This window comes from Streptomyces sp. 2131.1, assembly GCF_900105515.1.
Lineage (GTDB): Bacteria > Actinomycetota > Actinomycetes > Streptomycetales > Streptomycetaceae > Streptomyces > Streptomyces drozdowiczii.
This window is the reverse complement of sequence record NZ_FNSY01000001.1, coordinates 1,766,902-1,780,917: the sequence shown is the minus strand read 5'-3', so window position 1 is coordinate 1,780,917 and position 14,016 is coordinate 1,766,902. Positions and strand designations below refer to the sequence as shown.

Below are 14,016 nucleotides of genomic sequence, written 5' to 3'. Positions count from 1 at the left end.
GAGTACGCCCATGAAGTAGCGACGGTCCGGCGGTAACCCGGACCTAAAAGGAGCGAAGTGGCTAAGGTCCGGGTATACGAACTCGCCAAGGAGTTCGGTGTGGAGAGCAAGGTCGTCATGGCCAAGCTCCAAGAACTCGGTGAATTCGTCCGTTCGGCGTCCTCGACGATCGAGGCGCCGGTCGTGCGCAAGTTGACTGACGCACTGCAGGGGCCCGGCGGCAACGCCGGCAAGCCCGCTGCCAAGCCGGGAGCGCCCCGCAAGGCCGCCCCCGCCAAGCCCGCGGCGCCGTCTCCGGCCGCCGCGGCACGTCCCGCTGCCCCGAAGCCCGGCGCCCCGGCACCCAAGCCGGCCGCCGCCGAGGCCCCGAGCAGCACCCCCTCCGCCCCGTCGGCGCCGGCCCCCGGCCCGCGTCCGGGCCCGAAGCCCGCGCCGAAGGCCCCGGTCGCCCCGGTGCCCGCCGCGGAGTTCTCGGCTCCGGCCCCGGCCCAGCCGTCCACGCCGCAGGCGCCGCGCCCCACCGGCGCGACCCCCGGCCCCCGTCCCGCGCGTCCGGCTCCGGCCGGTCAGCAGGGCGGCGGCCAGCGTGACGGCGGTCAGCGCGACGGTGGCCAGCGCGGCGGCGAGCGCCCCGCGCGTCCCGCCGGCCAGGGCGCCCCGCGACCCGGTGGCGCACGTCCGGCCGGTCCCCGTCCGGGCAACAACCCCTTCACCTCCGGTGGCTCGACGGGCATGTCCCGTCCGCAGGCACCCCGTCCCGGCGGCGCCCCGCGTCCCGGTGGCGGCCAGGAGCGTCCCGGCGCCCCGCGTCCGCAGGGCGGCCCCGGTGGCGCCCCGCGCCCCCAGGGCCAGGGCGGCGCCCGTCCGAGCCCGGGCGGCATGCCCCGGCCGCAGGCGCCCCGTCCGGGCGGTGCTCCCGGTGGTAACCGTCCGAACCCGGGCATGATGCCGCAGCGTCCCGCTGCCGGTCCTCGTCCCGGTGGTGGCCCCGGCGGTGGCCGCGGTCCCGGTGGCGGCGGTCGTCCGGGCGGCGCCGGTCGTCCCGGTGGCGGCGGCTTCGCGGGCCGTCCGGCCGGTCCCGGCGGCGGTGGCGGCGGCTTCGCCGGCCGTCCCGGTGGCGGCGGCGGTGGCGGCGCGGGCCGTCCCGGTGGTGGCGGTGGCTTCGGCGGCCGTCCCGGCTTCGGTGGCCGTCCCGGCGGCCCCGGTGGCCGCGGTGGCACGCAGGGCGCCTTCGGCCGTCCCGGCGGTCCCGCGCGTCGTGGCCGCAAGTCGAAGCGGCAGAGGCGCCAGGAGTACGAGGCCATGCAGGCCCCGTCGGTCGGCGGCGTGATGCTGCCTCGCGGCAACGGACAGGCCGTCCGGCTGTCGCGCGGTGCCTCGCTCACCGACTTCGCCGAGAAGATCAACGCCAACCCGGCGTCGCTCGTCGGCGTGATGATGAACCTCGGCGAGATGGTCACGGCCACGCAGTCCGTCTCCGACGAGACGCTGAAGCTCCTCGCGGACGAGATGAACTTCGTCCTGGAGATCGTCAGCCCGGAGGAGGAGGACCGCGAGCTGCTCGAGTCCTTCGACATCGAGTTCGGCGAGGACGAGGGCGGCGAAGAGGCCCTGGTCTCCCGTCCGCCGGTCGTGACCGTCATGGGTCACGTCGACCACGGTAAGACCCGGCTGCTCGACGCCATCCGCAAGACGAACGTCATCGCGGGCGAGGCCGGCGGCATCACGCAGCACATCGGTGCGTACCAGGTCGGTGCCGAGGTCAACGGCGAGGACCGTCGTATCACCTTCATCGACACCCCGGGTCACGAGGCGTTCACCGCCATGCGTGCCCGTGGTGCGAAGTCCACCGACATCGCGATCCTCGTGGTGGCGGCGAACGACGGTGTGATGCCCCAGACGATCGAGGCGCTGAACCACGCCAAGGCGGCCGACGTGCCGATCGTGGTCGCGGTCAACAAGATCGACGTCGAGGGCGCCGACCCGACCAAGGTGCGCGGCCAGCTCACCGAGTTCGGTCTGGTGGCCGAGGAGTACGGCGGCGACACCATGTTCGTCGACATCTCCGCCAAGCAGGGTCTGCACATCGACCAGCTGCTGGAGGCCGTCGTCCTCACCGCCGACGCCTCGCTCGACCTGCGGGCCAACCCCGACCAGGACGCGCAGGGCATCGCGATCGAGTCCCACCTCGACCGCGGCCGCGGTGCCGTCGCGACCGTCCTGGTCCAGCGAGGCACCCTGCGGGTCGGCGACACGATGGTGGTCGGCGACGCCTACGGCCGTGTCCGCGCGATGCTCGACGACAAGGGCGAGAACGTCGAGGAAGCGGGTCCCTCGACCCCCGTCCTCGTGCTGGGTCTCACCAACGTCCCGGGCGCCGGCGACAACTTCCTGGTGGTCGACGAGGACCGTACGGCCCGTCAGATCGCCGAGAAGCGTGCCGCCCGCGAGCGCAACGCCAACTTCGCCCGCAAGGGTGTCCGGTTCTCCCTGGAGAACCTGGACGAGGCGCTCAAGGCCGGTCTGGTCCAGGAGCTCAACCTCATCATCAAGGGCGACGCGTCCGGTTCGGTGGAGGCTCTCGAGTCCTCGCTGCTCCAGCTCGACGTCGGTGAAGAGGTCGACATCCGGGTCCTGCACCGCGGTGTGGGTGCGGTCACCGAGTCGGACATCGACCTGGCGACCGGCTCCGACGCCATCGTGATCGGCTTCAACGTGCGCGCCGCCGGGCGTGCGCAGCAGATGGCCGACCGCGAGGGTGTGGACGTCCGCTACTACTCGGTCATCTACCAGGCGATCGAGGAGATCGAGGCGGCCCTCAAGGGCATGCTCAAGCCGGAGTACGAAGAGGTCGAGCTCGGTACGGCGGAGATCCGCGAGATCTTCCGCTCGTCCAAGCTGGGCAACATCGCCGGTGTGCTCGTCCGGTCCGGCGAGGTCAAGCGCAACACCAAGGCGCGCCTGCTGCGCGACGGCAAGGTCGTCGCGGAGAACCTCACCATCTCCGGTCTGCGCCGCTTCAAGGACGACGTCACCGAGATCCGCGAAGGCTTCGAGGGCGGTATCAACCTCGGAAACTTCAACGACATCAAGATCGACGACGTCATCGCGACGTACGAGATGCGCGAGAAGCCGCGAGGCTGACCCGTACCTCAACAGTCGGGGCCGGTCGACGGGACCTATTTCCGTCGATCGGCCCCGGCCGTTCCGTGTACGGTTCTTGTGTCCCCGCCGATCATCGGCGGGGCACGAACCCGAACCGGCGGGACATCCGGACATACATGTATGTGGGGACACTGTCCTTCGACCTGCTTCTCGGCGACGTACGGTCGCTGAAGGAGAAGCGTTCCGTGGTCCGTCCGATCGTCGCCGAACTCCAGCGCAAATACGCGGTGAGCGCGGCGGAGACGGGCGGGCAGGATCTCCATCGCAGGGCCGAGATCGGCCTCGCCGTGGTCTCCGGGGACACCCGGCACCTCACAGACGTACTCGACCGGTGCGAGCGCCTCGTCGCCGCCCGGCCGGAAGTGGAGCTGCTGTCCGTACGACGGCGGCTGCACAGCGACGAAGACGATTGAGCAAGTCGAGAAGGAGACGGACCAGTGGCCGACAACGCGCGGGCTAAGAAGCTGGCGGACCTCATCCAGGAGGTGGTCGCCGGGAAACTGCAGCGCGGCATCAAGGACCCGCGGCTGGGGACGCACGTGACCATCACGGACGTCCGGGTCACCGGTGACCTGCGGGAGGCCACGGTCTTCTACACGGTCTACGGCGACGACGAGGAGCGGGCCAGCGCTGCGGCCGGCCTCCAGAGCGCCAAGGGCATCCTGAGGTCCGCCGTCGGCTCGGCGGCGGGGACGAAGTTCACCCCGACGCTCACCTTCGTGGCGGACGCGCTCCCGGAGAACGCCCGGGCCATCGAGGACCTCCTCGACCGGGCACGGGCCTCGGACGCCAAGGTGCGCGAGGCGTCCTCGGGCGCCGCGTACGCCGGCGAGGCGGACCCGTACCGCAAGCCGGAGGACGAGGACACCACCTCCGAATGACAACGCAGAACAAGACGCCGGACGGACTTGTCATCGTCGACAAGCCGTCCGGCTTCACTTCGCACGACGTCGTCGCCAAGATGCGCGGCATCGCCCGCACCCGCCGCGTAGGCCACGCCGGCACCCTCGACCCGATGGCGACCGGCGTGCTGGTGCTCGGCGTCGAGAGGGCCACCAAGCTCCTCGGTCACCTCGCGCTGACCGAGAAGGAGTACCTCGGCACGATCCGGCTCGGCCAGAACACCGTCACGGACGACGCGGAGGGTGAGATCACCTCGTCCGCCGACGCCTCCGGTGTGACCCGCGAGGCGATCGACGCCGGGGTCGCCGCGCTGACCGGCGACATCATGCAGGTGCCGTCCAAGGTCAGCGCCATCAAGATCGACGGCAAGCGGTCCTACGCGCGAGTGCGCGGCGGCGAGGAGTTCGAGATCCCGGCCCGGCCGGTGACCGTCTCCTCCTTCCACGTCTACGACGTCCGCGAAGCCGTCGCCGAGGACGGCACCCCCGTCCTCGACCTGGTCGTCTCGGTGGTCTGCTCCTCCGGTACGTACATCCGGGCCATCGCCCGCGACCTGGGGGCCGGGCTCGGCGTGGGCGGCCATCTGACCGCCCTGCGGCGCACCCGCGTCGGCCCGTACGGGCTGGACGCCGCGCGCACGCTCGACCAGCACCAGGAGGAGCTGACCGTGATGCCGGTGGCCGAGGCCGCCGCCTCGGCGTTCCCGCGCTGGGACGTCGACGAGAAGCGGGCCGGGCTGCTGCTGAACGGCGTACGGCTGGACATGCCGGCCCATCCGCCGGGGCCGGTCGCGGTATTCGGGCCCGACGGGCGGTTCCTGGTCCTCGTCGAGGAGCAGAAGGGCAAGGCCAAGAGCCTCGCCGTCTTCGGCTGACCACCCCCTGCGGATCCCTTGCCGTGGAGCGGGCAGAGCCCCTGTGCCCGCTCCACGTTCCCCCGACCGGTTCCTGTCCACCGATCGCCCAGGATTCACCCCAACGGGCAGGCGCTCGGAGTGAATCAGGGGGGTGACGGGGGCGCTTTCGCCCGGAGTGGTCCGCGCGGGGATCTTCGCCGAACTACCGTCGGATCATGGGATGCGGGGACCGGGCGACGCTGGTACGACTGTGCGATCCGGCCGGCCGGCCGCGAGGGACCGGCTTCGTCGCCGACGACCGGGGGACGGTCGTCACCAGCCACGAGGCGATCGACGGCCTCTCCCACGTCCTGCTGTACGGCACCGACGGCCGCAGCCTCCGGGTGGAGGCCGCCGACATCACCGCCGTGCCGGAGCGGGACCTCGCCCTCCTGCCCACCGGGGGACCGGACGCACTCGGCGTCCGGCCGCTGCCGGTCCGCACGCGGGAACGCCTCGACCCCGGTACGTACGTGGCGGTCGTCGCGCACGGTCTGCGCGAGGCGCGCATCCTGGGCCGCACGCCGGCGACGTACACCAGCCGCGGCCGCACCCACCGGATCGACCACGCCCTGGAACTCGCCCTCGGCACGGACGGCAGCGACGCGCTCCGCCTGGGCGGCGCGGCGGTGGGCGGGCCCGTCCTCGACCCGGACAGCGGGGCCGTCATCGCCGTCCTCGGCCTCTCCCTGCGGGCCTCCCACGCCACCGCCGGCTGCGCGACACCGCTCGCCGGTGCGTCGGACGACGGGCCGCTGGGCGAGCTGCTGCGGCGCAACGCCGCGACCGTCCCCGGCTACGGACCCGATCTCAACCTCGCCGGCGCCCTCCAGCTCACCGCCATGTCCGTGGGCTCGGCGGGCGGCCCCGGCCACCCGCACGACCCGGTGGAGCGGCCCGACATCCGCGCCGAGTGCGAGGCGTTCGCGACGGCCGGGCCGGGGGAGTCCGCCGTCGTCCTGGGCCTCGTCGGTGAGCCGGGCACCGGCCGCACGACCGAGTTGGCCGCCCTCGCCGCGCGCCGGGCGACCGGCCCGGTGCCCGCGCCCACGCTGTGGCTGCGCGGCGCCGACCTCCTCGCCGACGACACCTCCGTCGCCGACGCCGCGGGGCGCACACTGCGGCAGGCCGGGCGCATCGTCAGCGCCGCCGGGGCCTGCGGTGACATGGCGAGCGCCACCCCCGAGCGGGTCGCCCGGCTGGCCGCCGACTCCGGTGTGCCGCTGCTCGTCCTGCTGGACGCCCCGGAGGAGATGCCGCCCGTCCTGGCCCACCGGTCGGCCGACTGGACCACCACCACGGTCGGCTGGCTCCGCGAGAACGGTGCCCGGCTCGTCGTCGGCTGCCGCCCCGAGCACTGGGAGACGGCCGGCGCGCTCTGTCCGCCCGGCGCGCTGCACCGGCCCGCCAGGCCCGCCCGGCGGCTGCCCCCGGCCCTCCTCGTCACCGACTTCACCGCGGGCCAGGCCGAACGCGCCCGCGAACGCCTCGGCCTGCCGCCCGACGCCCTCGCCGCGGGCCACGACCGCCATCCGCTCACGCTCCGCCTGCTCGCGGAGTTACGCGAGGCCCTGCCGCCGGACACGCAGGGACGCCCCGGCACGGAAGAGGTCTTCGCCGCCCACCTCGACCTGATGTGCCTGCGCATCGCCGTCCGCATCGCCGCCGGTACCCGGCCCGGCGGCCCGGCGGTGCGGCGCCTCGCGGCCAGGGTGGCGGGTCAGGTCCACGAGGCGGCCCGGCGCTGCCTCGGCCCGGGACAGGGCGAGCTGGACCGGGCGGCCTTCGAGGAGCTGTTCCCCTGGCGCACGGGCTGGGCCCAGGCGGTCCTCACCGAGGGCCTGCTCGTCCCGGCGGGCGCCGGCTACCGCTTCGCACACGAGGAGGTCGGCGACTGGATCCAGAGCACGCACCTCGATCTCGACGCGGCACTGCGGGCGCTGGTGCACCGGTGGCACGCGGAGCCGGAGGAGGACGGCGGCCGTGTCCCGCGCCCCCGCCGCGGCGAGGCGGACGCGGGGACCGCCCCGGCGGTCCCGCGCAGCCTCCCCGTGCCCCGGCACCGGATCGGCCCGGTGATCCAGGCCCTGCTCCTGCTGGCCCGCCGCCACGGCACGGCCGCCCTGGCCCACCGGCTGGCGGATCTGATCGACGCGCTGGACCGGTTGCCGGAGGGGACGGCGGATCCGGACGACGGCACCCCCGGGCAGGCCGGTCCCCTCTCCGACCCCCGTTGGTGGGCCTCGCGCCTGCTCGGCGAGACGCTGCTCCGGGTTCCCGACGCGCGGCCGTACCTCGGCGTGCTCCGGCTGCTCGCCGGGCGCGTCGTGCGCAGTTCCGGCGACCAGGGCGGTGCGGGCGGGGCGTACGCCGAGTTCGGGCCCTGGTTCTGGCGGGGGCCACGGCTGCCCGAGGCGGACCGGATGGACCTGTTCCGGCGGCTCGTGCCCGCCGACGGGCCGCCCGGGGCCGGGAGCGGCGAGGCGCGGTTCCTGGACGCCGTCGACCGGCGGCTCGCCGCCCGGCCGCGTACCGTCATGCCCCTCCTGTGCGACTGGTTCAGCGATGAGCGGGCGCTCGCCGCGGGACCGGAGGCGGCGGTGCGGCCGACCGTCGCCGCCGCCGCGCAGGTGCTGCTGTACGCCCGCCGGGACCTCGCCGTCGACGACCTGGCCGACGCGCTGGTCTCGGCCGGGCACCCCCGGGCCGAGGAACTGCTCGCCGCCCTCGCGGAGGACGAGCCCGCCGCGCTCTGCCGGGCCGTCGAGCGGTGGGCCGGGGACGAGGAGCGGCGCGGCCGGCGCGTCGCCGCCGTCTCGTACGCGACGCTCGTAGCGCCCCGGCTGACCCTCGACGACGACCGCGACCGGGTGCGCCGGGCCGCCCTCGCGGTGCTGGCCCGCCCGGCCGACAGCGAGCTGCACGGACCGGTGCTCGCCCTGCTCGTCGCCGACCCCCGCACCCGGGACCGCTACCTGCCGCAGGCCCTCCGCGCGTTCACCGCCGCCGGGCCGCAGGACGTGCGGGTACCCGCCGCCGGGCTCGCCGCCGCCCTGCCCACGCACCCGGAGGACGTGGTGGCCGCCTACCGGGACCGGCTCGCGCGGCCGGACCAGGGCGCGGGCGAGGTGCTGCGGGCCCTGGCCGGGATCGACGCGCCGGAACTCGCGCTGCGCGCCGCCGGACTCGTACGCGCCTACGCCGACGGCCACCCCGAGGACACCGCCCACACCGCCGCGTACCTCGACCGCAGGCTGGAGCACGGGCCCGCCGCACGCGCCCTGCTGCTGCCGCTGCTCACCGGGCTGCTCCGGGGCCGGCCCGCGGCCCCGCCGGTCCGGGGTTCGCTGGCCGCGGTGCTCGCCACGCCGGGCAGCCCCGCCTCCCAGCCCACCCGGGACGAGCTGCTGGAGGTGCTGCTGGACTTCGAGCAGGGCGGGGGAGGCCCGGACCCGGTGGTGCTGGAGGCGCTGCTGCGGGCCGCCGCGACCGGGTGCGGCGGGCGGTCGCCGGTGCGCACGAGGGCGCTGGTGCACCGGACCGGGATGCTCCTGGTGCGTACCCCCGAGGGGGCCGCGCTGTTCGACCGGCGGCTGGTCGCGCTCGTCCGCGAGGTCCCGGTGTTCGGCGCCCTGGTCGCGGGCTGGCTGGCCGAGGCGCCGCAGGAGTGGGCGGCCGTGGTCGGCCCCAGCGCCCGGCGCACGGTGGAGGGCCTGGGGAGTGCCCTGCCGATCCTGGCCGGGTCCGCGACACCCGGCATGGGCACAGCCTAGGAGCCGCGATGCCCATGCCGATGCGGGCCGCAGGGCGTGAGCATGGCAGTCTTAGACCTGCGTAAGCGACATAACCACGTACACAGGTTCGGGCGAGGAGCGGTCAGAGTGCAGCGCTGGCGAGGCTTGGAGGACATCCCCCAGGACTGGGGGCGCAGCGTCGTCACCATCGGCTCGTACGACGGGGTGCACCGCGGACACCAGCTGATCATCGGCCGGGCCGTCGAGCGGGCCCGTGAGCTGGGCGTGCCCTCGGTCGTCGTGACCTTCGACCCGCACCCTAGCGAGGTCGTCCGCCCCGGCAGCCACCCGCCGCTGCTCGCCCCGCACCACCGGCGCGCGGAGCTGATGGCGGAGCTGGGCGTGGACGCGATGCTGATCCTGCCGTTCACCACGGAGTTCTCGCGGCTCGCCCCGGCCGACTTCATCGCGAAGGTGCTCGTCGACAAGCTGCACGCGCAGCTGGTCATCGAGGGCCCCAACTTCCGTTTCGGCCACAAGGCCGCGGGGAACGTCGAGCTGCTGGCCGAGCTGGGCGCCGACCACGACTACCGCGTCGAGGTCATCGACCTCCGGGTGAGCGGCGAGGCGGGCGGCGGCGAGCCGTTCTCCTCCACGCTCACCCGGCGCCTGGTCGCCGAGGGGGACGTGGCCGGTGCCGCCGAGATCCTGGGCCGCCCGCACCGGGTCGAGGGCGTCGTCGTCCGGGGCGCCCAGCGGGGCCGCGAGCTCGGTTTTCCCACCGCCAACGTCGAAACCCTCCCGCACACCGCGATCCCCGCAGACGGCGTCTACGCGGGCTGGCTGCACGCGAACGGTGAGGCGATGCCCGCCGCGATCTCGGTCGGCACCAACCCCCAGTTCGACGGCACCGAGCGCACGGTGGAGGCGTACGCGATCGACCGCGTCGGCCTCGACCTGTACGGCCTGCACGTCGCCGTGGACTTCCTGGCGTACGTACGCGGCATGCTGAAGTTCGACACGATCGACGACCTGCTCGTGGCGATGGCCGCCGACGTGAAGCGGTGCAGTGAGCTGGTCGAGGCGGCCGAGCGCGGCTGACCGCGCGGGGTTTCCCGGCCGGTGCGGCCGGGAAACCCGTACGGCCCTCAACCGGCCGGGACGTCCGTACGCCCGTCAGGACGCGGGCGCGGCCACCTTCGCGGTGGCCCAGTGGCACGCCACCTGGGTCTCCCCGCCGCCCGCCAGCACCGGCAGGTCCTCCGTACGGCACGCGTCCGCGACGCCCGCCCGCTCCGCCTCGCCCGAGGCCAGCACCTGGCAGCGGGCGTGGAAGCGGCAGCCGGACGGCACCCGGGACGGGTCCGGCGGCTCGCCCGTCAGCACCACCGGATCGCCCGGCGCCTCCGGGAGCACCGACAACAGCGCCTGGGTGTACGGATGGCGCGGGGCCGTCAGGATCTGCTCGACGTCACCCGTCTCCACGATCCGGCCCAGGTACATCACCGCGACCCGGTCCGCGATGTTCCACGCCAGACCGAGATCATGCGTCACCACCAGCGCGGACAGACCCAGCTCCTCGCGCAGCCGCAGCAGCAGCGCCAGGATCTCGCCGCGCACCGATGCGTCCAGCGAGGCCACCGGCTCGTCCGCCACGATCAGCTCCGGCTCCAGGACCAGCGCCCCCGCGATCACGACGCGCTGACGCTGACCGCCGGACAGCTCGTGCGGGTAGCGCAGGAAGAACCGCTCCGGTGGCCGCAGTCCGGCCCGCGACAGCGCGTCGTGCACCGCCTGGCGCTCGTCGCCCCCGTACCCGTGGATGCGCAGCCCCTCGGCCACCGCCTCGTACACGGTGTGGCGCGGGTTCAGCGAGCCGCTGGGGTCCTGGAGCACCAGCTGCACCCGCTTGCGGTACGCCTTGAGCGCCCGGCTCCCGTAGTCGAGCGGCTTCCCGTCGAACGTGACCTGACCGGCCGTCGGCGGGACCAGGCCCAGCAGCGAGCGGGCCAGCGTCGTCTTGCCGCACCCCGACTCGCCGACGAGAGCGACGATCTCGCCGGGCCGGATGTCCAGATCGACCCCGTCCACCGCGCGGGCCGGCTCGGCCCCGTGCCGGCCGGGGAAGGTGATCCGGAGCCCCTGCGCGCTGAGCAGGTCCACGGGGGTCGTCGTCATGATGTGCTCCTTGCTTCCTCGGCGCCCGGTACGACCGGCGCCACGGCCCCCTCCGGGCCCACCAGCACGCAGGCGGCCTGCCGCCCCGGTCCGGCGTCCCGCAGCTCCTGGTCCAGCGTGGAGCAGGAGTCCAGGGCGACCGCGCAGCGCGGATGGAAGGTGCAGCCGGCCGGCAGCGCCGACGGGTCGGGCGGGTCGCCGGGCAGGCCCTGCGGCGCGAACCGGGACGCGGGGTCCCCGATACGCGGGAAGGCGCCCGACAGGGCCCTGCTGTACGGGTGGTGCGCGTTCTCGTAGACCTCGGACGCCGGACCCTGCTCGACGACCCGGCCCGCGTACATCACGGCGAGCCGGTCGCAGGTGTCGGAGAGCACCGCGAGGTCGTGGCTGATCATGATCAGACCGAGGTCCTGTTCGGAGACCAGTTCCTCGATCAGGAGAAGGATCTGGGCCTGGATCATCACGTCCAGGGCCGTCGTCGGCTCGTCCGCGATGATCAGACCGGGGTCACAGGCGAGCGCCATCGCGATCATCACGCGCTGGCGCTGACCGCCGGACAGCTCGTGCGGATACGCGTCCACCCGGGCGGCGGGCAGCCCCACCTGCTCCAGCAGCTCACCGGCCCGCTTGCGAGCGGCGGCCTGGGTGACCTTCTTGTGCAGCAGGATCGGCTCGGCGATCTGGTCCCCGATGCGGTGCACCGCGTTCAGCGAGTGCATCGCGCCCTGGAAGACGATCGACGCGCCCGCCCAGCGCACGGCCCTGACCTGGCCCCACTTCATCGCGAGGACGTCCTCGCCGTTCAGCAGGATCTCGCCGGTCACCTTCGTACCCGCCGGCAGCAGCCGCAGCAGGGCCAGCGCCAGCGTGGACTTGCCGCAGCCGGACTCCCCGGCGATGCCGAGCTTGCGCCCCGCCTCGACCTCCAGGTTCACGCCGCGGACGGCCTGCGCCCCGCCGGCGTACGTCACCGTCAGGTCGCGGACCTCCAGAAGAGGCGTCTTGCGGATGTTCGTCGTGCTCAACGGGCCACCCCCAGCTTGGGATTGAGGACGGACTCGATGGCGCGGCCGCACAGCGTGAACGCCAGCGCGACGAGGGCGATGGCGATGCCGGGCGGTGCCAGGTACCACCAGTCGCCGGCGCTCACCGCCCCCGCGGCGCGTGCGTCCTGGAGCATGCTGCCCCAGGAGGTGATGGTCGGGTCGCCGAGGCCGAGGAAGGCCAGCGTGGCCTCGCTCAGGATCGCGCCCGAGATGGCCAGCGTGGTCTGGGCGAGCACCAGCGGCATCACGTTCGGCAGGACGTGCCGCACCATGATGTGGCCGTGGCCGCCGCCCAGCGCGCGGGCGCGCTCGATGTAGGGGCGGGATTCCACGGCGAGGGTCTGCGCCCGCACCAGCCGGGCCGTCGTCGGCCAGGTCGTGACGCCGATCGCGATGATGATCGTCCACAGCGAGCGGTCCATCACCGAGGCGAGGGCGACCGCCAGCACCAGGGTCGGCATCACCAGGAACCAGTCGGTCACCCGCATCAGCACCGTCGAGTACCAGCCGCGGAAGTGGCCCGCGACGATCCCGACGACCGTGCCGATGGCGACGCACAGGAACGCCGCGAGCAGTCCCACGGTGAGCGAGACGCGCGCGCCCCACACCAGGAGCGCGAGCACGCTGCGCCCGAACTGGTCGGTGCCCAGCGGGAACTCACCGCTCGGCGATTCGAGCGGGCCGCCGGGTGCCTCGGTGACGCTCTCCGAGTCGGCGCCGACGAGCTGGGGCGCCGCCAGGGCGATCAGCGCGATCAGCACCAGGCCGGCCAGGCCCCACATGCCGCCCTTGTGCGTGCGGTACTCCCGCCAGAATCGGGCCACGGACTGGCGTTTGCGGGCCCTGGCCAGCGAGCGGGCGCTCCTGACGGGCCCGGGCGGGGCCTGCGCCGGGGTCGGCGTGGGCATGGAATCGGTCGTGGTCATCGGCCCACCCGGGGATCGAGCAGCGGATACAGCACATCGGCAAGGGTGTTCGCCAGGATCACCGCGGTGGCGAAGACGAAGAACAGGCCCTGCACGAGAGGCAGGTCGGGGGTGCTCAGTCCCTGGTAGAAGAGGGAACCGAGCCCCGGCCAGGAGAACACGGTCTCCACCAGGATCTGCCCGGCGACCACATGCCCCAGGTTGACGAACATCAGGGTGAAGGTCGGCAGCATCGCGTTGGGTACGGCGTGCTTGCGGCGTACGACGTCGTCCCGCAGCCCCTTGGCGCGGGCCGTCGTCAGGTAGTCGCTGCCCATCTCGTCGAGCAGCGAGGACCGCATCACCAGCAGCGTCTGCGCGTACCCGACCGCCACCAGGGTGATGACCGGCAGCACCATGTGGTGCGCCACGTCGGTCACGTAGCCGAGGCCGCTCGTGTCGCCCGAGGACATGCCGCCCGTCGGGAACATGCCCGGGATCGGGCCGACGCCCACCGAGAAGACGATGATCAGGAGCAGCCCGAGCCAGAACGACGGCACCGAGTACAGCGTGAGCGCGAGCGCGGTGTTGAAGCGGTCGCCCGCCGAGCCGTTGCGCCAGGCGGTGCGGGTGCCGAGCCAGATGCCGATGAGGCTGTAGAGGACGTAGGCGGTGCCGGTGAGCAGCAGCGTCGCCGGCAGCTTCTCGACGATCTTGTCCATGACCGGCGCGTGGTACGCGAACGAGACGCCGAAGTCGCCGGTGAGCGCGTCCCCGATGTAGCTGGTGAACTGCTGCCACATCGGCTGGTCGAGCCCGAGCTGGTGGCGCAGCGATTCCAGCTGTTCGGCCGATACGGGCCGGCCGCCCGTCATCTGCTTGACCGGGTCGCTCGGAATGAGCCGGAAGAGGAAGAAGCTGGTGACCAGAACCGCGAACAGCGAGACGACGGCGCCCGCGATCTTGGCGGCCACGTATTTCAGATAGGCCTTGGTGTTGCGCGCCCGCGGACCGCGTGCGGCCGAGGGGCCGGCCGGAGGGCCGTCCGTGGCCGCGTCCGCCTGTTTCACGAGCGCCGGAGTGCTGTCAGCTGTCATGGGGAACTCTCGTTACTCGTGTCGTTCCTGGAAGAAACCGGCCGGCGCGAGCCTCGTACCGCACCCGCGCCGGCCGGTTCCTCTCCTCCCGTT

At 73.8% G+C, this 14,016-nt stretch carries 10 protein-coding genes; 6 read left to right on the top strand and 4 right to left on the bottom strand.

Annotated elements, in window-relative coordinates:
* Positions 1–57 precede the first annotated feature (57 nt).
* The 6 genes from infB (at position 58) to BLW14_RS07755 (ending at position 9,798) form a co-directional block, all read left to right on the top strand.
* Complete coding sequence (infB, locus tag BLW14_RS07780) at positions 58–3,144, top strand: translation initiation factor IF-2 (protein WP_093705666.1); 3,087 nt, start codon at positions 58–60, stop codon at positions 3,142–3,144.
* A 137-nt stretch (positions 3,145–3,281) separates the two neighbouring features.
* Positions 3,282–3,578, top strand: coding sequence for a DUF503 domain-containing protein (locus tag BLW14_RS07775; RefSeq protein WP_018521454.1), 297 nt, complete (start codon positions 3,282–3,284; stop codon positions 3,576–3,578).
* A gap of 24 nt (positions 3,579–3,602) precedes the next feature.
* Positions 3,603–4,046, top strand: a complete 444-nt coding sequence (rbfA, locus tag BLW14_RS07770) for a 30S ribosome-binding factor RbfA (RefSeq protein WP_093705664.1) — start codon at positions 3,603–3,605, stop codon at positions 4,044–4,046.
* Positions 4,043–4,942 (top strand): tRNA pseudouridine(55) synthase TruB, encoded by a 900-nt coding sequence (truB, locus tag BLW14_RS35610; RefSeq protein ID WP_093705662.1) that lies wholly within the window; start codon positions 4,043–4,045, stop codon positions 4,940–4,942. The genes rbfA and truB overlap by 4 nt, the downstream gene beginning before the upstream one ends.
* Before the next feature lie 197 nt (positions 4,943–5,139).
* Positions 5,140–8,736, top strand: coding sequence for a S1 family peptidase (locus tag BLW14_RS07760; protein ID WP_093705660.1), 3,597 nt, complete (start codon positions 5,140–5,142; stop codon positions 8,734–8,736).
* Positions 8,737–8,844: 108 nt separating this feature from the next.
* Positions 8,845–9,798, top strand: coding sequence for a bifunctional riboflavin kinase/FAD synthetase (locus BLW14_RS07755; protein WP_093705658.1), 954 nt, complete (start codon positions 8,845–8,847; stop codon positions 9,796–9,798).
* A gap of 75 nt (positions 9,799–9,873) precedes the next feature.
* Here the strand turns inward: BLW14_RS07755 and BLW14_RS07750 are convergent, their stop codons facing one another.
* The 4 genes from BLW14_RS07750 to BLW14_RS07735 are packed head-to-tail and all read right to left on the bottom strand — an operon-like array spanning position 9,874 to position 13,923.
* Entirely contained in the window at positions 9,874–10,875 is a 1,002-nt protein-coding gene (locus tag BLW14_RS07750) for an oligopeptide/dipeptide ABC transporter ATP-binding protein (RefSeq protein ID WP_093705656.1), read from the bottom strand.
* The gene (locus BLW14_RS07745) at positions 10,872–11,900 is read right to left on the bottom strand and encodes an ABC transporter ATP-binding protein (RefSeq protein WP_093705654.1); all 1,029 of its coding nucleotides are present in this window, start codon (positions 11,898–11,900) and stop codon (positions 10,872–10,874) included. Before BLW14_RS07745 ends, BLW14_RS07750 begins: the two co-directional genes overlap by 4 nt.
* Entirely contained in the window at positions 11,897–12,847 is a 951-nt protein-coding gene (locus tag BLW14_RS07740; protein WP_093705652.1) for an ABC transporter permease, read from the bottom strand. Before BLW14_RS07740 ends, BLW14_RS07745 begins: the two co-directional genes overlap by 4 nt.
* Positions 12,844–13,923 carry an ABC transporter permease gene (locus BLW14_RS07735; RefSeq protein ID WP_093705650.1) on the bottom strand — a complete coding sequence of 360 codons (1,080 nt, stop codon included), beginning with the start codon at positions 13,921–13,923 and terminating at the stop codon, positions 12,844–12,846. The genes BLW14_RS07740 and BLW14_RS07735 overlap by 4 nt, the downstream gene beginning before the upstream one ends.
* Positions 13,924–14,016: the final 93 nt, after the last annotated feature.